This window comes from Chryseobacterium gregarium DSM 19109, assembly GCF_000430845.1.
GTDB classification, from domain to species: domain Bacteria; phylum Bacteroidota; class Bacteroidia; order Flavobacteriales; family Weeksellaceae; genus Chryseobacterium; species Chryseobacterium gregarium.
This window is the reverse complement of the sequence record NZ_AUMU01000017.1, coordinates 72,217-86,664: the sequence shown is the minus strand read 5'-3', so window position 1 is coordinate 86,664 and position 14,448 is coordinate 72,217. Positions and strand designations below refer to the sequence as shown.

Sequence of the window (14,448 nt, the reverse complement as noted above, 5' to 3'; positions counted from 1 at the left end):
TCTATGGCAAAAAAGTTTTTTACCGTTATAAAAATTATTACCTCGGTACTAGCCGTATGGTTTACAGTCCATTCTGCCTTCATTATCTTTGACGGTATTTCCGACGATGGCCAAAAAGCAGACCTCGCCGTTATTTTAGGAAGTAAGGTGAATGAAGACGGAACCCTGTCGGAAAGGCTTGAACAACGTCTTGAATGTGGTATTGACTTATTCAGAAACCACCGGATCCGAAAGATCCTTGTCAGCGGAGGACTGGGAAAGGAAGGGTATTATGAAGGAGACCGGATGAAAGCATTCCTTGTGTCAGAAGGCATCCCTGATTCTTTAATCACAGTTGATAACTTTGGGAATAACACGCGCGCAACGGTTGAGAATACCTTACAGCTGAGGCGAAAGCTGAAGTTCGGCAGCATTATCGTGGTTTCCCAGTATTTTCATGTGACCCGGACAAAAAAATTATTTAAAGACCAGGGTTTTGGGGAAGTGCACAGTGCAAGCCCGGATTATTTTGAATTTCGGGACCTGTATTCGCTGCTCCGGGAATTTCCGGCGTATTATATCCAATAAGCCGTTCGGGCGGGCTGAAAGCCCGCCCGAACCTATTTTTCCAATTCATTCAAAAGAGTTCTGATTTTTTGAATATGTTTTCCGTACAGCCTTTTAAACCAGAAGCTCCCGAAAGCGAACAGAGCAAATAAACCTACCGCAAGCGTCCCGATCAGCACGGATGCAATTTTCGTATCGGAAAGAGGCTGCGGACGCGGAATAAATTCCATGACAATAATCAGTTCACACACCAGGAACGGCACAAAAGTAAGGTAGAACGAAAGGTAATACTGTTTATTCAGATCAAACTGGTACAAAAGATCCTTCAGGCTTTCCGACGTCTTCATCACGGGATCGGTCATCTCTTTATAAAGCTGAAAAAATTTACTGAAAAAGAAAAAAGTGACACAAACCATGGAAGCCAATAAGATGCCCATGTAAAATTTGAATTTAAAGGGTGCCTGACAGGAATAAACAATAAAAAATCCGAAAATAAAGAGTGCAAAAGTAGACCAGAATTCCATACGCATGTTTTTCCGGATTTTTTCCAGCGGAAGATGGATGGTTTTCTTTTGCTCCATACTGATTTCAGGAGTACCGGCAAGGGAATCGTCTTCATTCCATGCGTTTTTAAGTTCGTCGATATTCATAATTTTTTAATTTAAAAGTGAGTGGGTATTGTTTGTAAGATCTCTTTCAGCTTATTTTTGGCGCGGTTCATCTTTACCCTTACATTTCCTTCTGAAATTCCCATCTGCCCGGCAATTTCCTTTCCGGAAACATCTTCGAGGTAATAGAAAATAAACGCTTTATCAATAGGGTTCAGCTGATGAATGGCTTTATACATGGCATTCAGCTTCTCTTCTTTTTCAGCATCGAATTCTTCCTGCATGATTTTGTATTCGGAAAAATCTTCACGGCCGATAAAACTCCTTCTCTTTTCGTTTTTAAGGAATACAATGGCCGTATTGAGGGCAATCCTGTACAGCCAGGTGGAAAATTCGCTCTGGCCTTTGAACTGGGGATAAGCCTTCCAGACCTGACAGGTAATCTCCTGAAAGAGATCGTCCCGGTCATCTTTCCGGTCCATATACATCTTGGAAATCTTAAAAATGATCCCCTTGTGTTTTTCGATATTCTTTAAAAATTCCTGTTCTGATGAGGCCATGATTTCTTATGCTCTGTATCGTTAGTTTCAGCTTCACAAAAATGTTACATTTTTTTGTGAAAAATAATTAAAAAACCCGGCAGAATTTATTCTGCCGGGTTTCATTTTTCTGTCGTGTAGGATAAAGTTATTCCACAATCATTTTTTTGGAAACGGTACTGCCATCTGAACCTATTTTTATCACGTAAACCCCTTTAAGAATTCCGTTGATGCTGATTCTGTTGGCGCCTTTCTGTAACTTCTCAGACTTTCTGATAAGTTTTCCTGAAATATCATAAATTTCAAATCCCGCGTCATTCTTATTGCTCTCAATGGTAACAGTCCCGTTTTTAACAGGATTCGGAAATACCGAAAACTGATTTTCAATATCATTTTTAACCTCATGGGTTGCCAGTAACCCATTGCCGATTCCCACAGCGTACCAGGCTTTCACATTCTGCTGCTGCTCATTTCCCGTGGCACCGTAAAGATCTGCAACCGCCTGCTTGCTGGCTGTATAAGCATCAACGAACTGGCTGTTCGGAGTGAGATAATTTGCTAAAGTACGGTAGGCGATTTTCTCTGCTTTCTGTAGAGTGATACCGGTGACGTTAAACGCATGGCCGAGATCATTGGTTCCTGAGCCTCCCGCAGACAACAGGTAAAACCAGTAATTGCCCACACCGCTGTTGGTATGTACGCCTCCGTTATCCGTTGTACTAGCAGGATCTACCCAATAGGTACCCTGATAGGTATCAGGCTGCTGGGAAGCCAATGCTGCAGGCCCGGAATTCGGGTTGGACATGCTCCTTAAGTAGGTGAATCCCAAGGCAGGATTAGGGATCCCCTCTCCTATGGTCCAGTTCGGCGTAATATTAGAATAAAATTCGATAGCCGCACCGAACATGTCTGCAAAAGACTCGTTTAATGCGCCTGACTCTCCCTGATAAGCTAAATTGGCCGTACGGCTGACCATGAGATGGGAATATTCATGTCCCGCCACATCGATTCCCACAAAAGGATTGAAATATCCTGAAAGCCCCTGATATATCCCGTTTCCGTATACCATAGCCACAATGCCCTGTGTATCTATTGCCGCTGCGTTTATTCCGCTTTCAGGGGCCTGGCCTGCACCTGTAGTGGTATCCCTGTTAAAATTGATATTATAATAATTCCTGATGATTGAACCGTTCCCGTCATAAGAGTTTCTGTTATGGACGTTCAGATAATAATCATAAGCCGTTTTCATAGCCCAGTGTACTTCTACAGGAGCTTTTAAAGCTGCCGACGTGAAGTTGGCCGTTGCATTGGTATACTCCGTAATGTTTCCTGTAAGGCCGCCGGCTGCAGTACCGTTTCCGTCCCAGCTGGAACCATTCATGGTATGGATGTTTCTTGTATTGTCTTTCAGACGGTAAGACCCGTTATATGAATCCACGGTAATCTGCTGATTCCCTTTATAATAGGTTGCACTGGTAGAGGAAGTATCGAGCAAAGGGCTTACTGAAGCTTTTCCTGTATGATGATGGATTTTTTCTAATTTTTTAACAACCCCGCCGCCGGCATTATCGATGTAATACATATAGCTGCGCAGTGTTTTTAATGAAAGCGCATTAATCTGAGAGGCTGAATACAGCTTCACTTCCTTTCCTGTATTCACTTTGGCAATTACCTGATCAAAATCCGTAAAAGTAATATCCGGGGCCCGCATATCCAGTTGTACCTTACTCTGTGTCTCAGCCTGTGTAAGAGGTTGTGAAATAACCAGATCAATGTTCCCGATGAATTCTCCGTTAACAAAAGTGATTTCCCCATTTTTTTCATGAAGCAGGATCAGATCGTCAGCAACCTTTATATTTTTATAATAATGCTGATAAACGGAATGCCGGACCCCCAGTTCATCCGTTGAGGTCTTTACCAGAGAAAAAGTGTGATCGCTGCCCGCGCCCAGCCATTGGGCAAGATGACCGGCGAGGAAATCCGACGTGACCTGCTGCCCGCTGAAATCAGCACTGAAATTACCCAGAGCAGAGGTAATCATCCGTTTTGGCAAATCTCTCACGGAAACTTCCGTTTTGTCTTTTTTCTGAGCTTTTAGATAGGAAACCGGCGCCATACCTATGGCAAATGTAAAAACCAATGCCCTAACCATTGTAACTGTTTTTTTCATAGTAACTTTTTTGATTAAATCTGACAGTTAGTAGAAAAAACAGGAAAATGTTACAGGAAGGTTTTCTTTTATTTAAAATTTGCAGCAGATATTTTCACAACACCGTTTGTTAAATACAATAAAATTATGAATCACTCCTGTCCAAAGCTTTCAGGAGAACCTGCAGGTCAATCCAACCGAACTTTGCTCCAAGTATAATAATCCCGGCAATAGTCAGTGAAAAAAAGATAATAATAAAGAGGTATGCCAAGATAAACCAGATCACTGTATTAAGAATATTCCCACGGATTCCGAACCGGGTCATGAAAAACTTCTGGGAACGTTCAAACCAGGTAATTTTCCGGGTTTTTTCGGGGATCAGTTCAACGCCGTTTAGTTCATCCACCAATCGTACGACATCGTTGATGTATTTCCCGTACATATAATAAATCCAATATCTGATAATGACACAAAGTAACGAAACAGCGATCAGGAAAGTAATCCCGAAAATTGCAATGTGATAATCAAGATTAAATTTAAAATTAATCTGTTCCAGGGAAGAGACAAATGCGAGCGGAATATAAGAGATATAATAACAGATATAGATTTCTTTGGAAACCAGAAGCTGGGTTCTGATATTGAACAGATCGTAATTTGTATTGATACTGGTTTTGGACAGCATCTTATACAGCTTTAAAAACCTGGAATAAAAATAGACCACCAGCCCCAAAGTAAGAACAGTAACAAAGACGGCGATCATTTTGACGTTAAAGTCCTGTGTAGCAAACGGAAACCCGATGAGAACAGCCGGCAGCGTAACGATCATCAGCCAGAATTCGGTTTTCATATTGATCCGGATCATCTCCAGCGGGGAATGGATTTCGTCCTGCTTTTCCAGCGAAATTTCCGGAAGATTATGCTCTTCCCTGTTCCAGAGTTCTTTAAAGTTTTCTAATTCCATACTTAACGTGTTTGTATTAAACAGCCCTTTGTTTATCTATAAGTTCTTTCAGTTTGGCTTTTGCCCGGTTGAGCTTCACTCTTGCATTCACTTCCGTAAGTCCCAGCTGCCTGGCTATTTCCTTTCCGGAGAAATCTTCCAGAAAAAAGAAAATAAGCGCTTTGTCAATGGGGCTCAACTGCTGGATGGCTTCATACATCATTTTCATATTCAGGTCTTCTGCATCATTATAGGAATCCTGATGAACTCTGAGGTTCTCTATATGCTGGTTCTGTATAAAGCTGCGTTTTTTTTCGCTCCGGAGAAATACAATCGCCGTATTGAGGGCGGTTCTGTAAAGCCATGTGGAAAACTCGCTTTTCTTCTGAAAATTGCTGTATGATTTCCATGCCTGATAGATGATCTCCTGATAGAGATCATTCTGGTCGTCCAGGTTATTCATATACATCTTGGAAATCTTGAAAATCACACCTTTATGTTTCTCAATTTTCTCCAGGAATTCTTTTTCCGGTGAAGGCATTTCTTTGGCTGTGTACCAGTTAGTAGCCGTTTTCAGAATTTGTTACAGTTAATCTCATTTATTTTTCAATTTTTATAAACGGATTATGATGGCTTAATATTTGTGTTTGCTGACTGACATCAAAAAATATTAATATGCCTTACATCACAAAAAGCAACAACCAGAACGTAGAGCTTTATTATGAGGATTTCGGATCCGGACAACCTATTATTCTGATCCACGGATGGCCGTTAAGCGGGAAATCCTGGGAAATGCAGATTCCCGTACTGTTAAATTTAGGATACCGTGTCATTTCGTACGACAGAAGAGGTTTCGGAAAATCATCCCCTACGGCAGACGGATACGATTATGACAGCCTTACACAGGATCTCCATGACCTTATCTCTCAGCTGGAGCTGAAAAATGTAATCCTTTTCGGATTTTCCATGGGCGGCGGCGAAGTGGTCCGTTACCTGACGAACTACGGTTCTGAAAACGTAGACAAAGTAGCCCTGATTTCTTCCATTATCCCGGTGGTAAAACAGAAAGAAGACAACCCGGATGGTGTTCCGCAGGAGAAGCTGGATACGATTATGGAAAGTTTAAAGACCGACCGCGTTACCTTCCTGGAATCATTCCACAAAGATTTTTACAACTACGGACTGCTTTCAAAGTCAGTAAGCCAGAAACAGCTCGATTACGACTGGTCCATCGCTTCATGCGCCAACCCGATTGCCACCATCAAATGTGCGGAAAGCTGGGCGAATACGGATTTCCGTCCTGAACTCGGCAATGTGAATGTAAGAACCCTGATTGTACACGGTGACGATGATAAGGTAGTTCCTATTGAAACCGCCGGTAAACAGGCTGCCCAGGGAATTGCCAACAATGAATTCAAAATTATCGAAGGGGCCCCGCACGGACTGAATATTACCCATGCAGACGACCTGAACAGCATTATCAGCAGGTTCTTAACTGAAATATAACTTTCTGTTTAATATATAAACGATAAAACGGTAAGCATCAAGATGCTTACCGTTTTTATTGTGATGAATTATTTTTCCGCTGTATTTTATTGTCTTAAATTTTTAGCGGTCTGCAACATTATTGATACCCTGTAAGAACTTCCACTCCTGAAAATCTCCTTCTATTAACAATAAAGATCACTGTAATTAATTATCAAACGTAAAATCTGCTTTAAAATACGGCTTCCCGTTTTCTCCGATATAAACATCCTGTGATTGATGAAGATCATAATTATTGATTTTGGCTCTGAAGATATCAAAGTTTTTCCCGTTGATAAGCAGGCTTTTTACAGGATCGAAAGAAGAAAATCTATTTTCGATAGTTACGCCTGAACTGATGATGAAATAATGCGTGACGCTTTTTTTAGAAGCTGAATTTTTATCCTTATACCCGATATAATTTTTCAGAACATAGAGCCTGTCATATTCTTTTGCCGGAAAGACCGTCTTTTCATTCTGGTCGATTATGTATTCTTTTGTTCCGCTCTTCACTAAAATATAATACATTGATGTTCCGGGATTCCAGGTGACACTCTGATACTCTTTCTGTTCATTATTGATTAAAAAAACAGATGTTTTGGGAAGGAACACCGCTAAAGAAACACATTTTCCGTTTTCATTTTCTGAACAAATGCTGTAATAGGTATTGTTGGCGGACACCACATTGTATTTTCCTTTTTTAGGATATTTCTTTTTAAACAGTTCCAGGACTTTCTCATTGGTGAAATGATCCGGCGTATCTGCAGAATAATCTGCCGTTACGGGACCGTAAGAATCAGGAGCCTGTTCCAGCGTTCTCTTTTTTACCAATTGATAAGTTTTAGAATAATAATGCAGTTCATTTTCCGAGAAATAAACAACATACCCATTGTCATTTCCGGTAATGGGTTCAATAGAAACAAAAGGAATGACTGTCTTCAGGTCTTTATTCAATAAACCGTATTTCCCGTCTTTTTTAACAGAATAGCCATTGGTTTTTGCCGAAAAGAAATTGGTGTCGGCATAAATTGGGTCTAATATAATTTTCCCTTCAACATCGCAGAGCCCGTACTTGCCGTTGTCATTAAAAGGAATTAAATTCTGTGCAGTGAGAGAACAATGGATTAAGATAATCAGATAAGCAAAACAAAATTTCATCATGGGATATTTTTTATAAAAGTAACCTATTTAAAAAAGGTACACAAAAAAAACCTGCCTTACAGCAGGTTCCGGTTTTTATTAAAAATTTTCAGATTAAAAAATATAATCGGTACTTAGGAAATTTGAATCGTGGTCCCTGACGATCGTATTCAACAGGGTTTTATTGGAATCCGTAATTTTTGCCGCTACCAGGGAACGGATGGAGAAGGAACGGAGCGCGTCAAAAACGGAAAGCGTACCTTCCGCACTGTCTTTTCTTCCGGTGAACGGGAAAACGTCAGGGCCCCGTTGCGCCTGGCAATTGATGTTCACACGGCTTACCAGATTGACAAAAGGATCAATCAGTTGAGAAACCTCCATCGGATCTTCACTGAAAATACTTACCTGCATCCCGTGGGAAGCATTCACCTGATAATCGATCGGCTCTTCAATATTTTCAAAAGGAACGACCGGAATAACGGGACCGAACTGTTCTTCATGATACAGTTTCATATCGCTGCTGACCGGATATACCACGGCAGGAAAAACAAAGGATTCCTCCGTCAGCCCGCCGTTTTCATTCAGGACTTTTGCGCCTTTCGCCAGTGCATCGTCAATACATTCTTTCAGGTAAGGCGGTTTGTTCACTTCCGGAAGCGGGGTGATCTTGACGTCTTTTTCCCACGGCAGGCCGGCCTTCATGGCTGAAACGGCAGCGGTCAGTTTCCGGGTAAATTCTTCCGCCACCTCTTTCTGAACGAAGATCAGCTTAAGCGCCGTACATCTCTGCCCGTTAAACGATAAGGCTCCTAAAATACATTCGCTTACTGCCACATCCAGATTCGCATGTTTGGTCACGATGGCTGCATTTTTTGCATCCAGGCTAAGGATCGCCCGTAAACGGTTGACTTTCGGATGCAGTTTTTTCAGCCCGTTGGCCACTTTACTGGAACCGATAAAGGCCAGCACGTTTACTTTCCCGCTTTCCATGATCGGGGTGATGATCTCGGCTCCTTTTCCGTATAAAGTATTGACGGTTCCTTTCGGGAAGGCTTCTTTAAACGCCTTTAACAATGGGTAATGTGCTAAAACGCCATGTTTGGGAAGCTTAAACAGGATGGTATTCCCCATGATCAGTGCCGGGATCAGCGTCGTGAAAATTTCATTTAAGGGATAATTGAACGGTCCCATGCTCAGCACCACGCCAAGTGGTGCCCTTCTGATCTGGGCAATCGTCCCTTCGGCCTGCTGAAATCTTGACGATTCCCTGTCCAGGTCTTTTAAGGCATCAATCGTCTGGTTGATGTAATCTACCGTCCTGTCGAATTCCTTGGTCGAATCAGCCAGCGTTTTCCCGATCTCCCACATCAGCAGTTTAATGATGAGGTCACGTTCTTTGATCATCAGGTAGACGAACTTCTGCATACATTTAATACGCCCTTCCACGGACATGGTGGGCCACTCGCCCAGCCCGTTGTTATAGGCTTTTACCGAAGCCTCCAGAACCTCCATTGCCTCTTTCGGGCCGATGTTCGGAATGCTTCCCAACAGCTTTCTTTCCAGTCCGTTTTCCGTACGGATACAGACCGGCGAATAAATTTCCGTCACCTCGCCGCTCCAGCCTACCAGCTCTCCGTTAAGGAGATAGACGCGCTGATGGATTTCAGGTACTTTATATTCTTCAGGGATTTCGTTTTCAGGTTTGAACAGGTTATGAAATGAAGTCGTGTTTTCTGAACTCATAAGTCTTTTTATTTTTTTAATAATGGTAAATTGATATTTGAATACAATAAAGGTAGCCGTAAAATTTGATTTTAAAAAGAGCAGTTTAATAGATTTGCTCTATGTATGGAGTTTTGAACGAGAATTAATATGGGGCATTCAACCGAATTATTTAAACATTCTTATTGGTAAGTTCAAAGGATGTAGAATATGAAATAAAGCATATATATCAATACATTCACTGGATAGTTATATTATAGTTTAATATAAATTCATTTTGAACATCATTAAAAAAACAATTATTAATTGTTTTTTTGTATTTTAGCACGATGAAAATAACTTTAATCCTCAAAAAAAATAATGGAGACAAATTAATATAGTTTATTATTTTCTTGAGTATTATCTATGCAATAAACATTATCAAAATATCACTTTTTTGTGATTAAATAAAATATTATATTTAACAACTTAAAAACAAATTTATGACCATGAAAATGATTAGGTTTTTGCTGATAACAGCCATAGCCTTTTCTCTACATTCCTGCAGAACTGATGAAGTTATGAAGGAAGAATACCAGACTGGCAGAGAGAGAATTAAAGCTTTCAACAGATTTGAAAATACTATTTATTCCGGAAGCCTCACAGGAAAAAATTCCTCAGACTATGTAAGCTACCACGAACCATTTATGAACGTTATCATGACATTTATGGATAAGCATCCTGATTATTCCAAAAAATTTCATGACCAGGCAGGAGATGTATACTTCGATCTGAGAAGTTTTACCTATGGTGATACAAATAAAGGAATTGTTTATCCTATTATGAAAGATGGGGTTGTACAGGCTGCATTACTCGGGATGATCAATGCAGAAAGAGACTGGGTGAATTTCAGTGTCCTGAAAAATGATTTTCCGGAAGTACAGAGTATTCTCTCCAAATTTCAGAGAGCCTATAATGCCAATCAACTTTCAAAGGGAAGAGAGCCTATGCATGAGATGGATATTGAGGAAGTGGTAATCACAATCTATCAATCTATTCCGGGACCATCATATGTTTTCTATAACCCCTATGCTGATTACGGAAGTTCAGGAGGAGCGGGAGGACTTGGAGGAGGAATGAGCGGAGGCCCGGTTTTACATGGCGGAGGCGGATTTAATCCCAGACAAAACCAGAATCCCTGCGATAAAACAAAAGCAATGCTTGCAAAACCCAACATACAGCAGGGAATAAACAGTATAAAAGCGCAGGCTTTAAGTACTCTGGGTAATATATATGCCGGAGAAATAGGTTTTAAAGAGAAAAAAGACGGGACCATAGTTCTTGCTGATGTAAACTCAAATCATAAAGTAGTATACAATGACGTTACGGATGGCTACGGCGGCTATCATAACCATACGGCTACCGGAACCCATATGTTTTCACCACCAGATATTACCGAGACCCTATTCGGTTTTGCCGCGGCACAGAACAATGTTGAAGATGCCTATTTTGGAATGATTGCCGCAGAATGGTGCAGTACCTGTCCGAATAATGTCCAGTATATACATTATGTGATTCAATATACAGGTGCGGCTTCAGATTTGGGAACAGGGGGAAGCTATAATTTTACCTCTGCACAGATGACACAGTTTGAAAATAAGTACCGTAGAAAAGTAGCAGAATTGTCTAATACTTCACTAAATGGAACAAAATATATAAAAAATTCTGCAGGAGATCTGAATGAAAAAGGTTTGGAAAAATTATTTTTTGAGACACTAAATAGTATGAATTTAGCCGGAAAAATAAATTTACAACGCATACAGATGAATGGTGCTATTAATACTTTAACTTTAGATAATAATGGAATGCCTGTCGGAGCACCTTGTCCTTAATCATTTAACATAAACAAAATAAATATGAATAAATTAGAATCAAGAATATTAATAATATTAGTATTAATAATAAATTTAATTTCCTGCAACGCACAACAAACTTATCCGTTATTAACGTCCGTAGATAATGTACCAAATATGGCTCATATAAAAGATATTAATAATGAACTTCAACCATATACCGGCACATATATTTCAACTTACAATGGAAACCATATTACACTTTATATTACAAAGGAAAATGATAAGTTTTTTGATTATGGAAATAAACAAATCTATATGGATATTCTTTATGTAAGGTATACAATAAAAGATTCTTCTAATAATGTTCTTCAAACCACTCAAAATATACCATTTCAATCTGATAAATTAAATACAATATTCAGCTTATGGGCTATTGAAAATGGAAATAAAGTAGTATTAAATTATACTGGTACAAATTGTAATGCTGGCTGGGGAGATATTTACTTGAAAAAACTTAATGCCAATCAAATTTCATGGGAATACCGTCCCGAAGATATTACAACAACAGCGGCTAAATGTCCTCCAACTTTGGACACAACAATCTATCTTCCGGAAACCAAGGATTTAATTTTCACTAAACAATAAACTAAAACCACCAAAATTTGGTGGTTTATTTTAAAATACAAATAATGAATAACCCAGAACAGGCTTTAAAATATTTTCTCCGGCAGATGTTATGTATTTTAATACTATGGTTGGAAATGCACTACAAAATGGATTACCGGAACCCATATGTTTTCACCACTGGATATTACCGAGACCCTATTCGGTTTTGCCGCGGCACAGAACAATGTTGAAGATGCTTATTTTGGAATGATTGCCGCAGAATGGTGCAGTACCTGTCCGAATAATGTCCAGTATATACATTATGTGATTCAGTATACAGGTGCGGCTTCAGATTTGGGAACAGGGGGAAGCTATAATTTTACCCCTGCACAGATGACACAGTTTTTAATTGATTATCGAAAAAAAGTTAATAAGTTATTAAAAGATCCACTATATTCAAATAACAATGGTGCTATTTTAAATAATATTGGCTTAGAAAAATTATTTTTTGATACTTTAAAAAACATTGGAATAAATGGAAAAGTAAATTTGCAGCGTATAGAGAGTAATGGAGTTATAAAAAATATTACTGAAAATAGTAACGGAACGATTAATGCAAATCCTTGCCCATAAATATTAATTAATAATAAATATAATATGAGAACAACATACCTAAGAATAGTAATTTTCATTTTACTTACAAACTTTATTTCTTGCAAAGCTCAGCAAGTGTATCCATTAAACGCAGATTATGAAGAAGTTCCGCAAAATTCATATTTAAAAGATCTGAATAATGACCTTTTACCCTATATTGGAATTTATAAAACCAATTTTAATGGAAATGAAATCACGCTCTATATAAATAAACAAGAACAAAAATTAGAAAAAACTGGGCAGAAAAATTACTATATGGATGCTTTAGTAATAAAATACATTGTAAAAAATTCTACAGGTACAGTTTTGCAAGATACTAAAAACAATAATTATCCAAATATTGAATTATATAGCATTGGAACAACTCCTGCTCAAAATAGAGTAGATTTTATTTATACTGGTACAAATTGTAATGTTGGCTGGGGAGATATTTATTTGAAAAAACTTAATGCCAATCAAATTTCATGGGAATACCGCCCAGATGATATTACAACAACAGCAGCTAAATGTCCTCCAACTTTGGACACAACAATCTATCTTCCGGAAACCGAGGGTTTAATTTTCACGAAACAGTAATGAAGAGTTTAATGATATGTATAGGGATCTGTTGCGTTTTTTGGTAAAGCGCAACAAATTTACCCTTTACAAACTTCTGTTTCTACTATATCAAATTTATCTCATTTAAAAGATACGAATAATGAACTTCAATCTTTTGTTGGAATCTACACTGCAAATTATAATGGAAATGAAATTATTTTATACATTACAAAAGAAAATGATAAACTTTTTAACACTAGAGGGAAACAAATTTATCGAGATGTTTTAAAGGTGAAATATATTGTAAAGGATTCTTCTGGAATGGTTCTACAGAATACGCAAGATATGATATTACCAACAGATAATCTTAAATATACAATTTATAGTCTATGGGTAACGGAAAATAGTAATAGAGATGAGTTAATATATAATGGAACTAACTGTAATGTTGGATTTGGCGAAATTAATTTAAAAAAATTGAATTCATTACAACTCTCATGGGAATATAAACCAAATGGTATTACAACAACAGCAGCTAAATGTCCGCCAACTCTGGACACAACGATCTATCCTCTGGAAACCAAGTATTTAATTTTCACTAAACAGTAATGAAAATCCTTTAAAGAAGCCTTTACAAATGATGAAATATGAAAAGATTATTTATTAAGATTCTTTCAATTCTAATTCTATTGACAACTGTATTTTATAAATGTCAAACAGTGACTATCCGTGGTATTGCTCTGGATTCTTTAAAAATCAACAATATTATCGGAATTGTTGTTAATGATACGGTAAGAAAATTTAGAGATAGAGCATTTGAAGATGAAAAATTCAAAAGTGAGAACTGGAATAAGTACGAAGAATTGGTAAAAAAATATAGTACATCACCAGATTTCCCTGATGGAAATTATACGATAACCGCAAAGCTTACTGATACATTATACTTTTATAAACCACGTTATACGACTCAAAAATATAAAGTTGCAGATATCATTAAAGATAATATAAAAGTCATTTTATCACCTGCACCTTGTGTTTTGTATAAAAAATGTGACCAAAAAATTCCATTAAAACGATATGCTTTTGTAGGAAAAAAAATAGATATTACGTATGTGGATCAATCTAAATACTGTGGTCTGTCGTTAAGTAGTGAATATAAAGCTGAGTATAAAATTGACCAGGAGTTTTCCGATCATTACCCAAATTCATCGATCTTTTTTACGGCATATGATCATAACAGCCGGTATGAATATGATTTTAGAAACTATGATAATATATTGATTTTTGTTGGAGAATACTGTGGTGATTTAATTAAAGATTATTTTTTCCCTGTCTATAAAACAGTTGACGGTAGATGGGCTGCTCCGATTGATACTTATATGGAACATTTTTACACATCTGATCAGTTCATACCTGTAAATATTGATTTTGAAAAATCAGTCAGTTTTGATTTACCAAATAAACAAAGTGAAGAACAAATTGTTCAATTAAATAATTATAAATTTCCCGAAAAATATTATAAAATAAAGGATGGAAAGGCAATCCCAATAATGGGAAGATATGCAGAAGATCTGGTAAAACTTTGGAAAGAGATTTCTGAAAACAATAAATAATACATAATCTCTTTTATAAAGCACATTAAATTTAT

At 38.0% G+C, this 14,448-nt stretch carries 15 protein-coding genes; 8 read left to right on the top strand and 7 right to left on the bottom strand.

The genetic code is table 11. The annotated features are described in order from the left end of the window. Positions 1-3: 3 nt before the first annotated feature. The gene (locus H561_RS0117560) at positions 4-567 is read left to right on the top strand and encodes a YdcF family protein (RefSeq protein WP_027388198.1); all 564 of its coding nucleotides are present in this window, start codon (positions 4-6) and stop codon (positions 565-567) included. A 32-nt stretch (positions 568-599) separates the two neighbouring features. On the opposite strand, the gene H561_RS0117555 is transcribed toward H561_RS0117560, so the two are convergent. The 5 genes from H561_RS0117555 to H561_RS0117535 form a co-directional block, all read right to left on the bottom strand. Next, complete coding sequence (locus H561_RS0117555; protein WP_027388197.1) at positions 600-1,196, bottom strand: hypothetical protein; 597 nt, start codon at positions 1,194-1,196, stop codon at positions 600-602. A gap of 11 nt (positions 1,197-1,207) precedes the next feature. After that, complete coding sequence (locus H561_RS0117550) at positions 1,208-1,714, bottom strand: RNA polymerase sigma factor (protein WP_027388196.1); 507 nt, start codon at positions 1,712-1,714, stop codon at positions 1,208-1,210. A 127-nt stretch (positions 1,715-1,841) separates the two neighbouring features. Continuing rightward, positions 1,842-3,863 (bottom strand): M4 family metallopeptidase, encoded by a 2,022-nt coding sequence (locus H561_RS0117545; protein WP_027388195.1) that lies wholly within the window; start codon positions 3,861-3,863, stop codon positions 1,842-1,844. A gap of 124 nt (positions 3,864-3,987) precedes the next feature. Continuing rightward, entirely contained in the window at positions 3,988-4,803 is an 816-nt protein-coding gene (locus H561_RS0117540) for a hypothetical protein (protein ID WP_027388194.1), read from the bottom strand. A 16-nt stretch (positions 4,804-4,819) separates the two neighbouring features. Further along, positions 4,820-5,323 carry an RNA polymerase sigma factor gene (locus tag H561_RS0117535; RefSeq protein ID WP_027388193.1) on the bottom strand — a complete coding sequence of 168 codons (504 nt, stop codon included), beginning with the start codon at positions 5,321-5,323 and terminating at the stop codon, positions 4,820-4,822. A 134-nt stretch (positions 5,324-5,457) separates the two neighbouring features. Here H561_RS0117535 and H561_RS0117530 point away from each other — a divergent pair, with 134 nt between their 5' ends. Next, the gene (locus H561_RS0117530; protein ID WP_027388192.1) at positions 5,458-6,288 is read left to right on the top strand and encodes an alpha/beta fold hydrolase; all 831 of its coding nucleotides are present in this window, start codon (positions 5,458-5,460) and stop codon (positions 6,286-6,288) included. A 186-nt stretch (positions 6,289-6,474) separates the two neighbouring features. On the opposite strand, the gene H561_RS0117525 is transcribed toward H561_RS0117530, so the two are convergent. Next, on the bottom strand, positions 6,475-7,467 hold the full coding sequence (locus H561_RS0117525; protein WP_081411687.1) for a WG repeat-containing protein: 993 nt from the start codon (positions 7,465-7,467) through the stop codon (positions 6,475-6,477). A gap of 93 nt (positions 7,468-7,560) precedes the next feature. Further along, positions 7,561-9,189 carry an NADP-dependent glyceraldehyde-3-phosphate dehydrogenase gene (locus H561_RS0117520; RefSeq protein WP_027388190.1) on the bottom strand — a complete coding sequence of 543 codons (1,629 nt, stop codon included), beginning with the start codon at positions 9,187-9,189 and terminating at the stop codon, positions 7,561-7,563. 467 nt (positions 9,190-9,656) lie between these two features. On the opposite strand from H561_RS0117520, the gene H561_RS0117515 reads away from it, so the two are divergent. From H561_RS0117515 to H561_RS0117490, 6 genes are all read left to right on the top strand, one after another. Next, entirely contained in the window at positions 9,657-11,039 is a 1,383-nt protein-coding gene (locus H561_RS0117515; protein WP_155845839.1) for a hypothetical protein, read from the top strand. A gap of 24 nt (positions 11,040-11,063) precedes the next feature. Continuing rightward, a complete protein-coding gene (locus H561_RS0117510) occupies positions 11,064-11,648 on the top strand; it encodes a DUF6705 family protein (protein ID WP_027388188.1) in 585 nt (194 codons plus the stop codon). A 147-nt stretch (positions 11,649-11,795) separates the two neighbouring features. After that, positions 11,796-12,242: a hypothetical protein gene (locus H561_RS0117505; protein ID WP_027388187.1), complete on the top strand. Its 447-nt coding sequence runs from the start codon at positions 11,796-11,798 to the stop codon at positions 12,240-12,242. Between the two features lie 24 nt (positions 12,243-12,266). Beyond that, positions 12,267-12,839 (top strand): DUF6705 family protein, encoded by a 573-nt coding sequence (locus H561_RS0117500; RefSeq protein ID WP_027388186.1) that lies wholly within the window; start codon positions 12,267-12,269, stop codon positions 12,837-12,839. Positions 12,840-13,091: 252 nt separating this feature from the next. Then, a complete protein-coding gene (locus H561_RS24135) occupies positions 13,092-13,409 on the top strand; it encodes a hypothetical protein (RefSeq protein WP_162143033.1) in 318 nt (105 codons plus the stop codon). A 38-nt stretch (positions 13,410-13,447) separates the two neighbouring features. Further along, positions 13,448-14,413, top strand: a complete 966-nt coding sequence (locus H561_RS0117490; protein ID WP_027388184.1) for a hypothetical protein — start codon at positions 13,448-13,450, stop codon at positions 14,411-14,413. Positions 14,414-14,448 lie beyond the last annotated feature (35 nt).